General features: G+C 38.4%; 18 protein-coding genes and 1 riboswitch. Of the genes, 10 read left to right on the forward strand and 8 right to left on the reverse strand.

The window, feature by feature from the left end; genetic code table 11:
• Positions 1-27: 27 nt before the first annotated feature.
• Positions 28-1,146, reverse strand: coding sequence for a radical SAM/CxCxxxxC motif protein YfkAB (gene yfkAB / locus ACFX40_RS23315; RefSeq protein ID WP_034263747.1), 1,119 nt, complete (start codon positions 1,144-1,146; stop codon positions 28-30).
• Positions 1,147-1,349: 203 nt separating this feature from the next.
• Here yfkAB and ACFX40_RS23320 point away from each other — a divergent pair, with 203 nt between their 5' ends.
• The 7 genes from ACFX40_RS23320 (at position 1,350) to ACFX40_RS23350 (ending at position 11,648) form a co-directional block, all read left to right on the forward strand.
• Entirely contained in the window at positions 1,350-1,535 is a 186-nt protein-coding gene (locus tag ACFX40_RS23320; protein ID WP_050688492.1) for an SE1561 family protein, read from the forward strand.
• Between the two features lie 163 nt (positions 1,536-1,698).
• The gene (locus ACFX40_RS23325; protein WP_081732061.1) at positions 1,699-3,240 is read left to right on the forward strand and encodes a fumarate hydratase; all 1,542 of its coding nucleotides are present in this window, start codon (positions 1,699-1,701) and stop codon (positions 3,238-3,240) included.
• A 94-nt stretch (positions 3,241-3,334) separates the two neighbouring features.
• On the forward strand, positions 3,335-4,144 hold the full coding sequence (gene pdaA, locus ACFX40_RS23330) for a delta-lactam-biosynthetic de-N-acetylase (RefSeq protein ID WP_028410132.1): 810 nt from the start codon (positions 3,335-3,337) through the stop codon (positions 4,142-4,144).
• A gap of 162 nt (positions 4,145-4,306) precedes the next feature.
• Positions 4,307-5,692, forward strand: a complete 1,386-nt coding sequence (gene rlmD / locus ACFX40_RS23335) for a 23S rRNA (uracil(1939)-C(5))-methyltransferase RlmD (RefSeq protein ID WP_098248799.1) — start codon at positions 4,307-4,309, stop codon at positions 5,690-5,692.
• Between the two features lie 341 nt (positions 5,693-6,033).
• The gene (locus ACFX40_RS23340; protein WP_334034786.1) at positions 6,034-7,383 is read left to right on the forward strand and encodes an FAD-binding oxidoreductase; all 1,350 of its coding nucleotides are present in this window, start codon (positions 6,034-6,036) and stop codon (positions 7,381-7,383) included.
• A gap of 200 nt (positions 7,384-7,583) precedes the next feature.
• Positions 7,584-7,664, forward strand: a riboswitch (glycine riboswitch).
• 158 nt (positions 7,665-7,822) lie between these two features.
• Positions 7,823-9,163, forward strand: a complete 1,341-nt coding sequence (locus tag ACFX40_RS23345) for an amino acid permease (protein WP_098248801.1) — start codon at positions 7,823-7,825, stop codon at positions 9,161-9,163.
• Positions 9,164-9,506: 343 nt separating this feature from the next.
• A complete protein-coding gene (locus tag ACFX40_RS23350) occupies positions 9,507-11,648 on the forward strand; it encodes a PAS domain-containing sensor histidine kinase (protein WP_028410126.1) in 2,142 nt (713 codons plus the stop codon).
• A 424-nt stretch (positions 11,649-12,072) separates the two neighbouring features.
• On the opposite strand, the gene ACFX40_RS23355 is transcribed toward ACFX40_RS23350, so the two are convergent.
• The 4 genes from ACFX40_RS23355 to ACFX40_RS23370 form a co-directional block, all read right to left on the reverse strand.
• On the reverse strand, positions 12,073-12,189 hold the full coding sequence (locus ACFX40_RS23355; protein ID WP_013055148.1) for a YfhE family protein: 117 nt from the start codon (positions 12,187-12,189) through the stop codon (positions 12,073-12,075).
• A 102-nt stretch (positions 12,190-12,291) separates the two neighbouring features.
• Positions 12,292-12,852, reverse strand: a complete 561-nt coding sequence (locus ACFX40_RS23360; RefSeq protein ID WP_013055149.1) for a GNAT family N-acetyltransferase — start codon at positions 12,850-12,852, stop codon at positions 12,292-12,294.
• A 255-nt stretch (positions 12,853-13,107) separates the two neighbouring features.
• Positions 13,108-14,235 (reverse strand): amidohydrolase, encoded by a 1,128-nt coding sequence (locus ACFX40_RS23365; protein ID WP_028410125.1) that lies wholly within the window; start codon positions 14,233-14,235, stop codon positions 13,108-13,110.
• A gap of 61 nt (positions 14,236-14,296) precedes the next feature.
• Positions 14,297-15,199 carry a TIGR01777 family oxidoreductase gene (locus ACFX40_RS23370; RefSeq protein ID WP_050688500.1) on the reverse strand — a complete coding sequence of 301 codons (903 nt, stop codon included), beginning with the start codon at positions 15,197-15,199 and terminating at the stop codon, positions 14,297-14,299.
• Between the two features lie 97 nt (positions 15,200-15,296).
• On the opposite strand from ACFX40_RS23370, the gene recX reads away from it, so the two are divergent.
• Positions 15,297-16,106: a recombination regulator RecX gene (gene recX / locus ACFX40_RS23375; protein WP_377256483.1), complete on the forward strand. Its 810-nt coding sequence runs from the start codon at positions 15,297-15,299 to the stop codon at positions 16,104-16,106.
• A 155-nt stretch (positions 16,107-16,261) separates the two neighbouring features.
• Here the strand turns inward: recX and ACFX40_RS23380 are convergent, their stop codons facing one another.
• Positions 16,262-16,915, reverse strand: a complete 654-nt coding sequence (locus ACFX40_RS23380) for an SDR family NAD(P)-dependent oxidoreductase (protein WP_028410122.1) — start codon at positions 16,913-16,915, stop codon at positions 16,262-16,264.
• Between the two features lie 82 nt (positions 16,916-16,997).
• Between ACFX40_RS23380 and ACFX40_RS23385 the strand changes: the two genes are divergently transcribed.
• Entirely contained in the window at positions 16,998-17,312 is a 315-nt protein-coding gene (locus tag ACFX40_RS23385; protein ID WP_028410121.1) for a YfhH family protein, read from the forward strand.
• A 78-nt stretch (positions 17,313-17,390) separates the two neighbouring features.
• On the opposite strand, the gene ACFX40_RS23390 is transcribed toward ACFX40_RS23385, so the two are convergent.
• Positions 17,391-17,546 (reverse strand): small, acid-soluble spore protein K, encoded by a 156-nt coding sequence (locus tag ACFX40_RS23390; protein ID WP_016762865.1) that lies wholly within the window; start codon positions 17,544-17,546, stop codon positions 17,391-17,393.
• 135 nt (positions 17,547-17,681) lie between these two features.
• Between ACFX40_RS23390 and ACFX40_RS23395 the strand changes: the two genes are divergently transcribed.
• Complete coding sequence (locus ACFX40_RS23395; protein WP_013055156.1) at positions 17,682-17,951, forward strand: YfhJ family protein; 270 nt, start codon at positions 17,682-17,684, stop codon at positions 17,949-17,951.
• A gap of 63 nt (positions 17,952-18,014) precedes the next feature.
• On the opposite strand, the gene ACFX40_RS23400 is transcribed toward ACFX40_RS23395, so the two are convergent.
• Positions 18,015-18,995, reverse strand: coding sequence for a metal-dependent hydrolase (locus ACFX40_RS23400; RefSeq protein ID WP_028410120.1), 981 nt, complete (start codon positions 18,993-18,995; stop codon positions 18,015-18,017).
• Positions 18,996-19,226: the final 231 nt, after the last annotated feature.

The following is a 19,226-nucleotide window of genomic DNA, read 5'->3' on the forward strand; positions in this document are numbered from 1 at the left end:
AGATTCCAGTGGTGGAATCTCTTTTTGTTATTTTGTGATATTCGCTTGGAGTTTGCTAAAATCAGTATCTTGATAATAGCTGTTTTTCACCAAAATATTAGGTCCCAAACAAGACACTGCTGAACAATGACAGCTAAGTTCTTTAGAAATCGTGCTTTGCTGCCACGTATCAAAAGCGTCTGTAAGCTTTGTATCTTGAATGTTGCCAAGAGGAGGTGTATCACCAAAATCGGTTACGATAATATCTCCGTCAAAAATATTTACATTTAGGCGAGAGCGCCCGTCTGGATCGTTTCGAACGGTTACATTTTTACTGCTATATAAGCGTTGTAAGAGCGTTAAGTCTTCCTCATTATTGCTGCATGCATAAAACGGCAGCGTGCCGAATAGCATCCACACATTTTCATCTCGAATATCAAGAAGGTGATGAATAGCTTGACGCATTTCAGGAAGAGATAATGTTTCTAGAGTGCTGGCAAAGTCACTTGGATACATAGGGTGTACTTCGTGACGCTGACAAAGCATTTCATCAACAATTTGACGATGAATCTTTTCCATATGAGGAAGCGTACGTTTATTTAACATCGTTTCAGCTGATACGGTTACACCTGCTTTTACAAGCGCGCGGCTGTTTTCAATCATACGGTCGAAATATTTGGCGCGCTGCTCATAAGTAGGCTTTCGCTCCATCATTGCAAAGCCAGCTTCCACAAAGTCATCCATCGTTCCCCAGTTGTGAGAAATATGTAAAACATCTAAATAAGGAATGATTTGTTCGTAACGAGCAAGATCTAATGTTAAATTTGAATTAATCTGTGTACGGACACCTCGTTCATGTGCATACTTTAATAAAGGCACCACATAATTTTTCACAGAAGATAGAGACATCATCGGCTCTCCGCCCGTAATGCTTAACGCTCGAAGAGTTGGAATTTCATCGAGACGTTTTAAAATTAAATCAAGCGGCAGTGCGTTTGGATCTTTTGGCTGCAGCGTATATCCAACTGCGCAGTGCTCACATCGCATATTACAAAGCGTCGTTGTGGTAAATTCAACGTTTGTAAGCGTGGGTTTGCCATATTGTTTCATATCTAAATACGCTTCCCACGGATCGAACTCCGGGGTAATTCGTTGTAAAGTGGCCATAAAAAAACTCCTTTTATTTTTCCGTAAAGTGAAATGATGATGAAAACATCTCACGGTCCGTCCTTTTAGACTAAATTATACGTCTCATTCAAAACGGACACCAGTGACTATTATGGATTTTATTGCTTTTAGTTGTCAAATATGAAAGTATTCGTTAGGATATAAAGAAATATGAATGAAAAGCTATATCAGGAGGGTTTAAAATGGGAAACGCCGTTCGAGATAAAGATTCACAAGTACGTTATTTAAAAGATCGTTTAAATATGTTTGTACACGTATTAGACTCTATGGAGCCTGAAAACACCGAACTAGAAGACATTGACCGTTTGATTACAATGATTGATGACCTCGAAGCAAAATGTGAGCAGTTTAAAAAAGATAAAGAATGAACAAAGGAAAAAGCGCTAGAAAAACTAGCGCTTTTTTGCTTGAAGTGGAAATCCTCCTATAAAGGTCTTTCGAAACAATTTTTGAAGGAGTATAATAAATTTTGAAAGTTGTACGACAGATAGATAAATACATACATTAGCGGGATATGGGAGGAATTAAGTGATGATTGAAGCTTTAAAACAAAGCATGTACGATTTAATTGTTGAAACATCTACAAAATTGCCAAAAGACGTTCGACGTGCTATCGCAAAGGCAAAAGCGCGTGAAAATGCAGGAACTCGTGCAGCAATGTCTTTAGCAACCATTACCAATAATATTAAAATGGCGGATGATAATTTATCACCAATTTGTCAAGATACAGGTATGCCAACATTTAAAATTAAAACCCCTGTAGGAGTGAATCAGCTTCAAATTAAAGAAGCGATTTATTGGGCAATTGAAGAAGCAACAAAGCACGGAAAGCTTCGCCCTAACTCCGTAGATTCGTTAACGGGAGAAAACAGCGGTAATAATTTAGGCGGCGGCACGCCGGTTATTAAGTTTGAACAGTGGGAAAATGACTATATTGATGCGCGTCTTATTTTAAAAGGCGGCGGCTGTGAAAATAAAAACATTCAGTACAGCCTGCCTTGTGAAGTAGAAGGTTTAGGTAGAGCTGGCCGTGATTTAGACGGAATTCGTAAATGTGTGATGCACTCTGTGTATCAAGCACAAGGTCAAGGCTGTAGTGCCGGCGTCATTGGTGTTGGAATCGGTGGCGACCGTACAACAGGCTATGAATTAGCAAAAGAGCAGCTGTTCCGAAACTTAGATGACGAAAATCCAAATGCTCAGCTGAAAGAATTAGAAGAGTATGTAATGGAAAATGCCAATAAGTTAGGAATTGGTACAATGGGCTTTGGCGGAGAAACGACATTACTTGGTTGTAAAGTCGGCGTTATTAATCGTATTCCTGCTAGCTTTTATGTGTCAGTTGCGTATAACTGCTGGGCTTACCGCCGTTTGGGCGTTAAAATCAATGCCGATACAGGAAGCGTTCAAGAGTGGCTGTATCAAGAAGGCGAAGAAGTAGATTTTAATAAAAATGCAGGCGAAGAAGAGAAACAAAATGCGGATGAAACAAAAGAAGTTGTATTACAAGCACCTATTACAGAAGAGCAAATTCGTGAATTAAAAGTTGGCGACGTGGTGCGTATCAACGGTATGATGTACACAGGACGCGACGCTATTCATAAGCATTTAACAGATCACGATGCGCCAATTGATTTAAATGGACAAATCATTTATCACTGTGGTCCGGTTATGTTAAAAGATGAAGATGAAAAATGGCACGTAACCGCTGCAGGACCAACAACAAGTATCCGTGAAGAACCGTACCAAGGAGATATTATGAAGAAATTTGGTATCCGAGCGGTTATCGGTAAAGGCGGTATGGGTCCTAAAACACTTGCTGCTCTTCAAGAGCACGGCGGCGTATATTTAAATGCGATCGGCGGAGCTGCACAGTACTATGCTGACTGTATCAAGAGTGTAGAAGGCGTTGATTTGATGCAGTTTGGTATTCCTGAAGCAATGTGGCATTTAAAAGTAGAAGGCTTTACAGCTGTAGTGACGATGGATTCACACGGAAACAGCTTGCATGCAGATGTAGACAAGTCTTCATTTGAAAAGCTTGAGCAATTTAAAGAACCGGTATTTAAATAAACATACGTCCGAAGCGTATGGTAAAAAGTAACGTTCATGAACGAGAAAATTGAGTGGATACTAAGCGTAAAATGACTTCCGAAAGGAGCTTCTTATGCGCCGGTTCACCTTTTTTCTCGTTTTTTTATTTGTGATGTCAACAGGCATAGCATCTGTTGAAGCACAAATGTATCCAAACACTCCGATCAGCTGGGGATTTCAAAAAAGCAAAAATCACAAGCCTGCATCCGCAGGTACAGCTTATGAACAAATTCTTGCTAAATATGATGCTTTTTATCTCGGAGATACAACTAAAAAAAATATTTATTTAACATTTGATAACGGTTATGAAAATGGCTATACACCGCAGGTATTAGACGTCCTCAAAAAAAGAAAGGTTCCTGCGACGTTCTTTGTAACAGGACATTATTTAAAAGAAGAGCCTGAGCTAATTAAGCGAATGGTAAAAGAAGGGCATATTGTCGGCAATCATTCATGGCATCACCCTGACTTAACTCAAGTGGATGACAAACGTTTTAAAGAAGAACTGCAAAAAGTAAAAGATGAATACAAAAACATTACGGGTCGTGATGAAATGAAGTATCTTCGCTCACCTAGAGGCGTATTTAGTGAACGAACGCTAGCTCTTTCAAAGCAAGAGGGCTATACGAACGTATTTTGGTCACTTGCATTCGTTGACTGGAAAGTGAATGAACAAAAAGGCTGGCGCTACTCATATGACAATATGATGGCTCAAATACATCCAGGTGCGATCATGCTTTTGCATACTGTTTCAAAGGATAACGCAGATGCATTAGATCAAGCGATTGTAGATTTAAAAAAGCAGGGCTATACGTTTAAAAGCATTGATGATTTAATGAACGAACGCAAACAAATGAAGAAAAGTTCTTCTAAAACGAAATAAAGATAAAAACCGATGGGAATGTTTCTCCTGTCGGTTTTTTGCTGTTGAAGTGTTATAATATGCGTTGATGTCTTTTTTAAAGCGATACGGTCTACTAGGTTTTAAGCAGCTAAGGACCGTTAATAACTATACAAAGAATTTAAACTAATCGGAGTTGGTCTCATGAATAAACCAAAAACTGAAATGAAAGTTCAAAAAGGACAAACGTTTCCGTTAACGATAAAAAGGCTCGGTATTAATGGAGAAGGCGTAGGATATTTTAAGCGCCAAGTCGTCTTTGTGCCGGGAGCACTACCAAATGAAGAAGTGGTTGTAGAAGCAACAAACGTTCAGCGTAATTTTGCCGAGGGGAAAATCAAGCGAATTCGCAAAAAATCTCCTCATCGCGTAGAAGCACCCTGTCCTATTTACGAGCAGTGCGGAGGCTGTCAGCTTCAGCATTTATCGTATGAAGGTCAGCTAGAATCTAAGCGCGATATCGTTTTGCAGGCGTTCGAACGTCACAGTTCATTAAAAAAAGTAGAAGAGAAAACACGCCAAACGATTGGCATGGAAGATCCTTGGCGCTATCGTAATAAATCCCAGTTTCAAGTGGGTATGGACAAACAAAAAGTCATCGCTGGTTTGTACGGACTGAATTCTCACCGCTTGATTGATATTGAAAACTGTCCCATTCAGCATAAAGCTACAAATCACGTGACAAAAGAAATAAAACGAATTTTACAAGACCTTCAAATTCCTATTTACAATGAGCGCAAACGCCGTGGTATTGTACGTACTATCGTATCTCGAGTAGGATTTGAAACGGGTGAAGTGCAAATTGTCTTGATTACGGCTAAACAAGACATTCCGAAAAAAGAGCTGCTGATTAAAGAAATTCAGCGTCGCCTACCGGAAGTGAAATCGCTCGTACAAAACGTAAACGGCCAAAAAACATCGCTTATTTTTGGAGACGAAACGTTTACTCTTGCTGGAAAATCAGTGATTCAAGAAACGTTAGGGGACATTTCATTCGAACTTTCAGCTCGTGCATTCTTCCAGCTGAATCCTCTTCAAACCGTGAAGCTATATGACGAAGTAAAAAAAGCAGCTGCGTTAACAGGCAGTGAAAAAATTGTAGATGCTTACTGCGGAGTAGGGACAATTGGCTTATGGCTTGCTAAAGACGCCAAAGAAATTCGCGGAATGGATACGATTGAAGAATCGATTGTAGACGCGCGAAAAAATGCCAAAGACCATGGATTTGAACATGCCACATATGTGACGGGTCCAGCTGAAAAGTGGATGCCGAAGTGGGTAAAAGAAGGCTGGAAGCCAGAAGTTATCGTCGTTGACCCGCCGCGAACAGGCTGTGATGACCATCTTCTAAAAACGATTTTACAAGTGAAGCCAAAGAAAGTGGTTTACGTTTCTTGTAATCCATCCACATTAGCCAAAGATGTGCAGCAGCTGTCGAAGGCTTATCATGTTGATTACATTCAGCCTGTTGATATGTTTCCGCATACGGCGCACGTGGAGAATGTGGTGAGTTTGACGTTAAAAAAATGAATAGAAAAAGAGTAAAGGGCAGATTAGATTCTGCTCTTTTTTCTTTGAGCTGTACTCTTATTAAATGGAGAAAGTTGTTAAAATTCAACATCTGTTCTTTTAGTGTGAAAAAATATCTTAGTATAGTGAGATGAAATTCCCATAAAGTCTAGTCATGGAAAGTGTTACGTCGCTAAAGAGAAATTACATAAGAGGGTTAATGCCTTTAAGATAAACTATAATGACGTCTTTTATACAAATAATAAACGCAAACTCTATCCCAAAACCCAAACCTTTAACCACATCGATAATACTATATTAATAAAACTACTGAAAAGTATGTACAAAGGGGAAGAGGTTAAATGGACTCAATGTTTTTAAAAGGACTTACGGGCGAAGTGGTAACGCCAAAAGACCCCATTTATGAGGAAGCTCGTCAGGAATGGAATCGCGCTATTGATAAATTTCCGCTTGTGATTGTGTACTGTGAAAAAAAGCAGGATGTTGTGAATGCGATCCACTGGGCGCGCAAGCATCGTGTTGAGATTCGCATTCGATCTGGTGGTCATCATTATGAAGGATATTCTACGGGTGACTGTGTATTAGTCATTGATATTAGTCGATTAAATGGGTTGAAATTAGATAGGAAACGGAACATTTTAAAGATGGAAGCAGGAGCGAAAAATACGGAAGTGTATGGTTTCATCGGTTCGAACGGATATGTTTTTCCAGGAGGAACGTGTCCGACTGTTGGGGTGTCTGGCTTTACGCTTGGTGGAGGCTGGGGACTTTCAAGCAGGCTTTACGGGTTAGGATGCGACAGCTTGATAGAGCTAGAGTTAGTCAATTATGAAGGTAAGCTCATCAAAGCAAACAAATCGTGTAACGCTGATCTTTTTTGGGCATGCCGCGGTGCCGGTGGCGGTAACTTTGGCGTTGTAGTAAGCATGACGTTTCAGCTTCCAAAGCCAACGAACAGCTCTGTGACGCTCGTTCGCTTCTTTTATGTAGGTACTACAAAGGAGAAGCAGAGACAAGTGATGAATATATGGCAAAACTGGCTGCCCGAACTGGACAAACGTATGACGCTAGTTGCAAGCTTTTATAATGCTGAAGGAGAAGGGTTAGGCATATTTGCAAACGGCTTCTTTTACGGCTCCCCAGAAAGAGCTCGGAAGATTTTGCAGCCTTTTGCAGAAGCAGAAGGGTTTCAAGTAGAGCTGGAATCATTACCTTTTCTTGAAGCGGTAAAAAAAATAGAGGAAACCTATCCTCCGTCTGAAAAATTTAAGTCAACGGGAAGATTTGTGCAAAGAACGTATTCACGTGTTGAGCTTGAAAATCTTACAGATCTCATACAGCGTCCAGCAGAAGGTTCCGTGTATGCTGCGATTTCTTTTTATGCACTAGGAGGAGAAATTCGCCGTGTTGGTAAAAGAGAAACGGCTTTTTTCTACAGAAACGCCAGATATATTATGGGGTTTCAGTCCGTATGGACAGACGATGCATATGCAAGAGCAAACAGAGATTGGCTTCGCAAGCGATTTGAATATATTAAAAGTATGACGATAGGCTCCTATGTGAATTTCCCTATCAGCAACCTTAGAAATTACGAACGTGAGTATTTTGGAGACAACGCAGAGAGATTAGAGAGAGTGAATAAGAAGTACGATCCGTTTAATGTGTTCAGGTTTCCTCAGGGACTAAGATAGCGTGCGGAAAAGGATACTAAGTTGACAATTGAACCTGTGCAATCATCTTCTTTCAAAGAAGGTAAATAAATGAAAATACTCTTTCTTGTTGACAAAGCACCAAACTGGTATTAGAATAAACAACTATTCGACAGTCACTATCTTGATCGAAAAAATTTAATACGTAGAAAGCTATGATTGCTATGGATCACACTATAGCAGGAGCAGCTTCTGGAGAGATCGCGAGAGTTTCGCGACGCCGAAGGGTTCACAATCTCAGGCAAAAGGACAGAAGAGTACCGGATATTTATTTGGCGTGTTACTAATTGGTAGCCTGTGCCTTAATATTTGTTATTCTTATGACCATGAGATTGGAGCGCATCCAATCTCTTTTTTTATTGGACTTTATTTGTAGTCCGCACGATCGCATCAAAGGTTTTATTGTTAGGAGGAGTTAGAGTTGGAACAACGAGAATTAAAGAGGGATTTATCCAATCGTCATGTTCAGCTAATTGCGATTGGGGGAACCATTGGTACGGGCTTGTTTTTAGGTTCTGGTAAAGCCATACAGCTTGCGGGTCCCTCTATCATCTTTGCTTATTTAATTGTTGGTATTGCGCTTTTCTTTGTGATGAGAGCGTTAGGAGAACTACTGCTTTCTAAAGCAGGTTATCAATCACTAACAGATATTGCTGAAGAGTACCTTGGACCGTGGGCTTCATTTGTCACCGGATGGACGTACTGGTTTTGCTGGATCATGACAGCTATGGCTGATGTCATTGCCGTTGGTGTATATGTGAAATATTGGTTCAATATTCCTCAGTGGATTCCTGCACTTATTTGTGTAATCATTTTATTAGGGCTTAACTTATTAACCGTAAAATTATTTGGAGAATTAGAGTTTTGGTTTGCTTTAATAAAGGTTATTACGATTCTTGCGTTAATTATTATTGGCGTTATTTTGCTGGTAATGGGATTTAAAACAGACGCGGGATCCGTTACTGTTCAAAACCTTTGGAATCACGGAGGACTGTTTCCAAATGGGGTTTCAGGTTTCTTACTTTCATTCCAAATGGTTATATTCGCATACGTCGGGGTTGAGTTGGTAGGGGTATCGGCAGCAGAAACATCAAATCCCCAAAAAAATATTCCATCGGCCATTAATAAAATTCCGCTGCGAATCTTATTTTTCTATGTTGGAGCGCTTATCGTCCTCTTATTTATTAACCCGTGGATGGAATTAAATGCAGCAGAAAGCCCATTTGTTAAAACCTTTAGTTTAGTCGGAATTCCGCTTGCTGCTGGAATTATTAATTTTGTTGTATTAACTTCAGCCGCTTCTGCTTGTAATAGCGGGATGTTTTCAACAAGCCGTATCTTATATAATTTAAGTAAAAATGACCAAGGGCCATCTAAGTTTGCAAAACTGAATAAAAATCACGTACCAAGCAACGGATTATTTGTATCTACGGTGGTCATCTCAGCGGGAGCTCTTTTAAGCAAGCTTATACCAGACCAAGCTTTTGGCATCGTAACGACCATTAGCGCTATTTGTTTTATTTGGGTGTGGAGTATCATTCTTATTTGCCATCTAAGGTATAAAAAGTCGCGTCCGCAGCTGCATGCAGCATCAGCATTCAAAGCACCGTTAACACCATTTATAAACTATGTTGTGTTAGCATTGTTTGCGGTGATTCTTGTTATTATGCTGTTTTCTGACGCGACGCGCCCAGCCTTATTGTTGACGCCCGTTTGGTTTATTCTCTTATTTATTTTTTACTGGACTAGAAGGGGAAAATAAATAAATCTTTAAAGGCTAGAAAATCAGCAGGAAACAACCATAATTTTTTATAAAAGAATATAGTAAACTTCTGACCTCATCACTCCGTGATGAGGTCTTTTTAGTGGAGGATAAATAATTGATTTCTACTGCATGAATAAAATGCAGGAAGCAAAGTTTATAGAAGAAAACTAAAAGTTGTTCTAACAGAAAACACAGTGAGAAAGCTCATAGTTTTCTGATAGGAATGTAGAACAAATTGCTTTTCTTCTATGTCTAAAGATGGAATTCCGTCATTTATATGGAAAAGTCTTCATTTTGGAGTACAATGAAGGTAGACTTCATTAGATTAAGGTGAACAAACATGAAATGGTTTAAATCTCATACGTTTTGGAAAATCTTCACGATTAACGTGCTTCTTATTTGTACCATATTAACGCTAATGTTTATTGTTTCAAGAGTGATGCTGCCTAATATTTCTCAAGATCAATATCGACAGGTAACTGATAAAACCGTCAAGAGAATGAAAGAGCAAATTAACGTCGTGATTAAAGATATTTGGAGCCTAGGCGACGAGGTACAGCAAGATCCTATTTTTTTATCGGATGATGAACAAGAAATAGACAAAGAATTGCAGAAAATAGTTAATATTTCACCGTATATCGATAGCGGAACCATTTTTAATGTAAAAGGGTATGTTGAGCATTATTACCCGAATGATTTAAAAAATATGAAACATGTGAACTTAAGTAAAAGAAAATATTTTCAAGAAGCGCTGCGAACCAAAAAAATATATTTAAGCGATGTCGTTTCAGCAGATACAAAGCACTACATTGTGGTGATGGCGATTCCTATTTTGGATGGGCAGCAAAATGTAAAAAAGGTTGTAAATTTAGCGCTGCGAATTGAAGAAAATAAAAGTTTTCAATCCATCTTTCAAACGTTTGATATAGGAGAGAACGGCTATACATTTATCGTAGACCGCAATGGTAGAATTATTTCCCACCCAGAGAAACAGAGAATCGGTGAAAATGCCAAGAAAAATGAAATCGTTCAGAAAACGATGAATCATAAATCAGGATATCAGCGCGTGGTGAACACCGAAGGTAAGTATTTCTTTGCGTCTTTCGAATATATTCCTGTTTTGGATTGGGGAATTGTCGCTGAATTACCCGTTGAAGAAATTTACAGGCCTTATGAAATGTTTGAAAAAACTCTTTGGATCGTTTCAGGCGTTACGATTTTACTGCTTTCTTTTTTTACTGCGTTATATGCGAGGCAAATTGTGAATCCTATTCATAAACTATATGAATTGGCGGGACAAGTAGCGCGCGGGAATTTTAATCAAAAAATTCCGGAACGAGAAATTGAGCGGGGCGAAATCGGTATTTTATCTAAACAGTTTAATGAAATGATTAGCTATATACGCCATTCTAAAGCAAATTTACAGCAAAAAGAAAATCAGCTGCAGGAACAAAAAACGTTTTTAAGACAAGTTATTGACATTAATCCAAGCTATATTTATGCTATCAATCAAAAAAGGGAATTCATTCTCGTTAATGAATCTTTTGCGATGCTCTTAGGTGAAAAATCTGATGACTTAATTGGACAATCAATTGATAAATATCAGTTCAACCTCCAATCAGATCTTTTATATAAAGGGGCGTTTTCAAACTGTACCCAAAAAGGGATGGTATTAGAAGAACAGTTTAAAGATTCGAAAGGAAACCGGCGCTGGGTCGAAACAGCAAAACTTCCTATTATGAATGAAAAACAGGAAGTGATTCAAATGCTGTGCGTATCGACAGATATTACGGAGCGTAAAAAGGCAGAAGAGAAGCTTAGAACTTCTGAGAAGCTTGCCGTGGTAGGAGAACTTGCAGCTGGAGTGGCTCATGAAATCAAAAATCCTTTAACTTCTTTAAAAGGCTTTGTTCACTTATTAAAAGAACAACATCCTAAAGATGCTTTGTATATAGATATTATGGAAACTGAATTAGAGCGAATGAATGGAATAGTAGAAGAATTTTTGATGTTAGGAAAACCTCAGGTAATGAAGGTTGAATCTTTGAATATGCAAGCGCTTGTTCAAGAAGTGTGCTCACTTCTTGAACCTGAAGCAGTAGAAAGGGAAGTAGCTTTCATATTTGAAAGAGACGACCAGTTACCAAGGGTGTATGGAGATAAAAATCAGTTAAAACAAGTATTTATTAATATTATTAAAAATTCTATCGAAGCAATGCCTGAAGGAGGAGCTATTCATATTACGACTAAGGTAAAAGAAAACCACCTTTGGCTGCAGCTTGCTGATGAAGGACAGGGTATTCCTCCTGAACGGTTAGCGAAGATAGGTGAGCCTTTTTATAGTACAAAAGAAAAAGGTACAGGTTTAGGACTGATGGTCAGCTATCGGATTATTAAAGCTCACCACGCGCAGATGACGTTTTCTAGTCAGTTAGATAAAGGAACAAGTGTGGATATATTGTTTCCAATCATAAAAAAGTAGGGGGAGTTCCCCTACTTTTTATTATTATACTTATAATATATCAAAAGCCTTGATGGTACTAAAATCAATGAAAGTACTAAAGAAGATATCCACAGGTTAACAAGCAGTTAACTGCTGAATTATATAGGATATTCACAACTTTATCCACACTATTCACATTTTTTCAGAAAATTTACATAAAAATTACCCACTGTTATTTCAAGTTATGAAAGCGGTAATATGCATATTCAATAAAGTTATACACATTATCCACATAATTGTGGGTAAACTTTGTGGATATAGTAGAGTATTAAAAAAACGTAAATCATACGCTTGAAATCTTCGTGTTATTATTTTTACATAATATAAAAACGTCCTTCCGATACAAACTGTACAGAAAGGACGTTGGGATGATCAAGCGTTGGATAGAGATGTTTTGCCTCACTTATTTTTTCGTGTAGCCGCCTGCACGGTCTGCTTTTTTAAACTCGCGGCCGTAATAGATTTCTTGAGCGCTACTTAACGTATTTTTTGCGTTTTCTTTTCGTTTTTTTTCAGACATAAAAAACCCTCCAATTAACGTTTTTCGATCATGCTACTTATTTTTTCCAGAATCTCTCGTTTTTAATCATAAAAAAAAGCTCTCCGTTACACGGAGAGACTCTTACGCTTCTTTAAGCTGGTGATCTTCTTGAACATCTTGTTCGTGACGCAAGTAGTATAATGTATACAAGTCTTTTGGAATTTCGTATAAATCATATACGTCTTCATGTTGATTAATTTCATCGTATAAAGCTTTGTGTGTTTCATTCGCAAGTACTGCGTAAGGCAGTTTTTCTGCAGCCTTAATAGACCTGATATTGATTTTACGAATTCGCATAAAAATTCGCTCTATATTTAACTCAAAGAACAGTTCATTAAAGAACGCTTCTTTTGCAATTTGATTATATCCTTTTCCATGAAACGGTTTGCCAAGCCAAGTGCCTAAAAAACCAGCTTGGTCCTGTACATCAAATAAATTAATGGTGCCGATAGGGTTACCCCATTCGTCTAAAATCGTGCGAGAAATGATTTCTCCATGATCTTCTGCTTCCATCGTTTGTTTAGTCACAAATAAAAATTCTTCATAGGAATGGGCTTTATGACGAACAAAAGGGAAGACATCAGGATGTACCATGAGTTCGTATAGAGATTGACAGTCATTTAGGTCACGTTTTTTTAACATAACTTTTCCCTCCTGATCGAGGGTATATACAGACTCCAATCAAGTCCCCACCCTCGAAATTTTTTAATAATTAAAAAAATTTCGGGGTGGGAATCGAACCCACTAGAACCAGTTACCTGGTGGCGCACCATTTGCCTTCCCATTACAAGTCAACAAACATAAAAAGTCAACGTGTGATGTTTATGCTTTTGTGAAATTCACATGCTTCTAAACGTATCATACTAAAAAAAATAAAAAAAGAAAATAGGTAAAATGTTAATTTTTTTTAAATAATATTTTACCATTTATCATCGTAAAAATAGGCTTTGCTAAGTAGTGAAAAGGATGATGGCTCCATAGCACCAAATCAGCGTCTTTTCCTGCTTCGATACTGCCAATTCGCTGATCAATACGGAGATTCCGAGCAGCAGCAATCGTGATGCCTTCTAATGCTTTTTGTTCTTCGAGCCCTTCACGTACGGCAATGGATGCACAAATATTTAAGTACTGAATGGGCGTATAAGGATGGTCTGTTGTAATGGAAACTTCTACTCCTTCATTGCAGAGAGCTTGATAGGTTTTCCACGTTTTATTCTTCAGTTCAACCTTTGAGCGGCGTGTTAAAGTTGGTCCCACGCTTACTTTTAAGTTTCTTCCCCCTAGCTCTTTAGCAATTAAATGCCCTTCTGTGCAGTGTTCAATACGAACGTCTAAATTAAATTCATCTGCTAAGCGCAGAGCTGATAGAATATCATCGGCTCGGTGAGCATGAATTCGAACGGGAATCTCTCTATTCAGTGCTTGAATGAGTGGTTTGATTCGCAAATCATCTTTATTGTCACTGCTTTTTGCATGATAAAAGGCTTCTCTCAGCATCCCCATAATACCCATTCGTGTAATGGATTCTTTATTGCCATGGCTGTGGATTCGTTTTGGATTTTCTCCTAGCGCAATCTTAAGTCCAGCTGTCTCTTGAATCAACATCTGAGAAATACTTGTTCCGGCTGTTTTAATAACGGACGTTGTGCCTCCGATCACATTTGCACTTCCAGGCATAATGTGTACAGACGTAATACCCGCTTCAATGGCATCTTTAAACCCAGGATCTAAAGGATGTACGCTGTCAAAAGCTCGGATATGGGGAGTCATAGGCTCGATTGTTTCGTTAGCATCATTTCCGGCCCAGCCGGTTCCTTCATCATATAGTCCTAGATGTGTATGAACATCAATAAATCCAGGGAATAAATAGCGCTGTTTGCAGTCAATAACTTCTACTTGAAGAGGAGGCTGCAAGTTTGGCCCAATTAAAACAATTTTTCCATCTTGAATGAGCACATCACTATTATAAATAGGTTTTGACGTAATAGGATAGAGCGTTGCATTTTTCAAGAGAATGGTTTTCATAAAGGATGCTCCTATCTATCGGCAGCTTAGTCACCTGTTTTAGGTAAATATCAGAAAATAACTAGAGTAAATCTCGCAATGCATCTTCTAATACAGTATATGTAAAAATGTAATTCTGTTGAATCAATTTTTCAGGTAAAACGCGCTGTCCTTTCAAAATAATCATACTCATTTCTCCCATCAGCAGCTGAAGGCCAAAGCTAGGTACGGGCATCCAGTGAGGACGATTCAACACTTTTCCAATCGTCTTTCCAAACTCTTTCATTTGAACGGGGTTTGGAGCAGTTACATTAACAGGTCCTTCTATTTGTTCGGTATGAATGCAATAATCAATAATTTTGACGACGTCTTGAAGATGCACCCAAGACATCCACTGCTCTCCCGAACCAACTGTCCCTCCTGCAAATAATTTATAAGGAAGGGCAGTAGAAGGGAGTGCCCCGCCATCTTTGCCTAATATAACGCCGAACCTTGTTAAAACAGTACGAATATTGAGTTCCATCGCTTTTAGCGCTTCATTTTCCCATTTTTTTACCGTTTCAGCTAAAAAGTCCGTGCCGATGGATGGAGAAGCTTCTGTGAACGTTTCTGTAGTCGATGTCCCGTAATAACCAACTGCGCTTGCATTTACATAAAGGGAAGGTTTTTCGGGTAAGGCAGCCATAATACGAAGGATTTCTTGAGTAGAAGAAAGGCGACTTTCCACAATGGCTTTTTTGCGCTCGTCCGTCCAGCGGCCGCTGTTAAGTGAAACGCCAGCTAAATTGATAAAAACGTCTGCTCCTTCTACATGCTCTTCAGGTTGGCTGTTTTCTTGCATCCATTCTACATATTTAAGTTTCGGATCTCTTGCAGCTTTATCTGCATTGCGTGTTAAAATATATACATAATGTTTTTGTGTTAAAAAATGTTTTGTTAAAGCTTTACCTACGAATCCAGTTCCTCCAGCAATAACAATTTTCATACGAACTTCCTCCTTTGTTGAGATAAATAAAAATGTGTATGATACGTTTGGCGGTTCTTCAGCCATCAATTTAATAAGAAATATGAGGTGAAGGTGTATGCCTGTTGTCACAAAGATCACAACGCAAAAGAATAGCGGTGAACGTTATAATGTGTATTTAGATTACGGTAAAGGTGAAGAGTTTGGCTTTGGTGTTGACGAAAATGTCCTCATCAAATATGACTTGAAAAAAGGTCGTGAGCTTGATGAATTTGAATTAACGGAAATTCAGTACGCAGATGATGAGAAGAAAGCTTATAATTTAGCGATCACTTACTTATCTTATCGAATGCGCTCTGAAAAAGAGGTACATGATTATTTAAAGAAAAAAGAAATTAACTCTACTATTATTCAACAAGTTATTCAGAAATTAGTCAGCCACCGTTATTTAAATGATGAAGAGTTTGCCAAAGCATTTGTGTTAACTCAGATGAACACGACATCAAAAGGACCAAATGTGATTCAAAGAGAATTAAAAGAAAAGGGAATTTTTGATTCCATTATTACCCTTAGTTTATGTGAATACCCCGAAGAACAGCAAATTCAAACTGCTGTGAAATTAATTGAAAAGTTAAAAGGAAAGTATAAAAAATTATCTCAGGTAATGATGAAACAAAAAATGGAACAAGCATTGGCAGTGAAGGGCTATTCATTTTCTATTATTCAAGAAGCATTTCAGCGCACGAATACAGAAAAAGAAAGCGATGAGGCATGGGAAGCTCTGCAATACCAAGGAATGAAAGCTCATCGTCGTTTTTCAAAGTATGAAGGCTGGGAATATCAGCAAAAAATGAAGCAGGCTCTTTATAGAAAAGGATTCTCTATTGACCAAATTCAATCATTTCTAGATTCTATTGAAGAGGAATAAAGGCAGGACAAAAGTATGTTAGTTGAAGGGAAATCCGAACGATGAATCGAGATTCTTGATGGAGAATCCAACTCGTTCGGATTTTTTCATTGAGATGGCAAACGTAAACTTCATGTGTTTATCTTTAGATTAATGCAGTTATGTTTCACTCTTTTTTAAAACAAAATATCTTCTGAGTCATTCTGCTGTTTATAAATAATCTCAGCAATTTCTGAAGCCGAGCGCAATCGGCTTTTATCTTTAATGTGGTTGTTGTGATCCCAAAAAGGGGTATTCATGCCTCCCATGTAAGCTGCAATCACATGAAGGTTAGTATCTTGATACTCCACTTTTAAACTTTCTGTAAATCCCCTTACGCCAAACTTACTTGCCACATAGACGCTTTCATTAGCTTTCCCGCGAAGTCCTGCAGTTGAAATGATATTCATCACTTTAGGTTCAGGTCTCGTTAAGAGATGAGGCATAAGCGCTTGTGTTAAAAAAATAGTTCCTTTTACATTTGTATCGATGACTTCATCGATGGCTTGTTTTGTATAATCCGTCAAAGGACCAAAATGTCCAATGCCTGCATTGTTGATAAGGATATCTACTGAATGCTGCATCAGCAGTTTTTCTACAGATTTTCCTACTTCTTCATACTTTGTAATATCTACAGACATCGTATATACGTTGTCGCTTAGCTCATGCTGCGCCTCTTTTAATTTATGTTGATTGCGTCCAGCTAGAATGACGTTGTAGTCTTTTGCGTAAAGTTTAGCGAGTTCTTTTCCAAGACCCGTCGAACCGCCCGTGATTAGCACTGTTTTCATTCCCAAAACTCCCTTTTCATAGTCTCCCTTTAGTTATACCTTTTGTTATAATAAAATGAAAGCAAACAAGGGGGAAAACAGCATGTCTGAAAAACGTTACAGCGATATGACGACGTATGAACTTCAACAAGAAATTGGGTCTCTTCAAGAAAAAGCACGAAAAGCTGAACAGCTTGGCATGGTCAATGAGTATGCAGTATTAGAAAGAAAAGTAACAATGGCTAGGTCGTATTTATTGGATCCCGAAACGTTTAAAGCAGGGGAAGTATATGAAATTCAAGGAGATCCGGGTTCATATTTTAAAATTGATTATATGAACGGAGTTTTTGCGTGGGGATTTAGGCTTGGCTCACCGCATAACGAAGAGGCATTGCCTATTTCCATGTTGAAAAAATAACGGGATGAACAAGCAGCACGAAGTGTGCTGCTTGTTTGATTTCTATATTCACTCTATTTTTAAACGTAAAGCAAGCGGTTATTCTTCACGCTCATTAGAAGCATGCATACGTTCTTGAGGATGCGTGTTAATCGTTCCATTTGCACGTTTTGAAGCGTACTCAGCTTTTGCTCGAGGTTCGCCTTCAAGCTTAGTATGATGTTGGTTTGTAAAATCTTTTGCTTTATTGCGCATCGATACCTCTCCTTTTACAACAGAAAGCGTTGCGGTTATGATATAGTACATGAGGGAGTGAATAACTCCGCATTTATAGTGTAAGTTAAAAGTGCAAACATACTCATAAAGAATTTTGGTAATCGAGGTGTTCTTATGAACGATATATTTGAAAGATTAACGAATCAGCTCTTAAATAAAAACAGTTCGCTCTCATATGCTCAAGCACGCACGTGGGTCGAGCTTTTCTGGGAAGATTTTGAGTCATCTTACGCAAAAGCCGGATATGATTATAAAGGGAAAGAAGCGACGGAAAAGGTTGTTACGATGTATATTAACAGCTACGGTGATAAGCTTCATGAAATCGCGGTCAAAAACCCTAAATATCAGCATTTGTTGAATAACGATGACTATTTAAAACATTAAATAAAAACGAACCGTCTTGAGCAGACGGTTCGTTTTTGGGTTTCATATTTGTTCTTGTTATGATTAGTGCGGGAGATAATCAAGCTTTTTACGCAATTTTTTCTCACTGAAAATCCAACCTGTGTACGAACAAATGATATTTAAATCATAATCAAGCTGGACCACGGCTACAAATGGATAGTAATCCTTGCTGCGGTAGCGTAAATCAATAAAGCGCACTTCAATGTGGTCGTTATATTCATCCAGTTCCCATCTATAAATAGGTGAAAATGAAAGAAAAGCAGATAAATTTTCATCTTTTTTCGCTACTTCAATTACGGCTGATTCGGGAATTGGAACTTTATCAAACGTATCATAAATAAAAATTTCTTCTCCGATTGCTCTTCCTACATGAAAATACTTTTCGGTCGTCACAGCTAAGTGCCAGTGAGTGAAACGCATTGTAGGAGAGATATTGAGCTTGATAACATCAGGAAACTGTTTTCGAAGCTTCTTGGCAATTTGGTGGCGCATATAAAAGCGCAATCCATAGTAAAACGCCAATAACACATACAACGTAATAAATGTTGGTCCTGGCTCTGCTCCAATAAACCAGATTAAAATCGCGAGTACGTGAGCTGAGAAAATCACGTAATCAAACGTGTTGATTACGCCAAGCGCAATCCATTTATTTGTGAAAGGCCGTAAAGCTTGCGTACCATAAGCGTTAAAGATATCAACAAAAACGTGAATAATGACGCCTGCAAAGGTCCACATCCAGAGATGCAGCAAGTTAGCTCCTGGCAGCAGAAGCGAAAGAATGAGCACGATAAGCAAAGGCCATAAAATAACAGCCGGGATAGAATGTGTAATTCCACGGTGATTGCGGATATACTGTGCATTGTTTCGCAACTTTAAAACAGTGTCTAAATCAGGTGCTAATGACCCGGCCATTACGCCAATCATTACAGCATCCATTGTGGCTGTATTCGCAGATACAGTGGGGTCTAATGTTGCAAGGCCGCCTAAAGCGATTCCCATTGCAATGTGTGTACCAGTATCCAGAGCGAACTCCTCCTTTGTAAAATGACAATCTTAGAGTATCCTAATTCAGCATGGAAGCTTAATTTAGGGCGAAAAATTTCGCTTTATTACTAACGCAGCAAATTAGCTGTTTTTATTCATTATTTGAACAATTCATTTTACTATTCATATTTGTAGTTGTTATAAGGTTATCATAAAGTTACTAAGATTCAAAAAGCAACACATTGTATATGTATAGTTAATACCTCGGAG

It is taken from the genome of Priestia sp. YIM B13552 (genome assembly GCF_042787775.1).
Classification (GTDB): domain Bacteria; phylum Bacillota; class Bacilli; order Bacillales; family Bacillaceae_H; genus Priestia; species Priestia megaterium_E.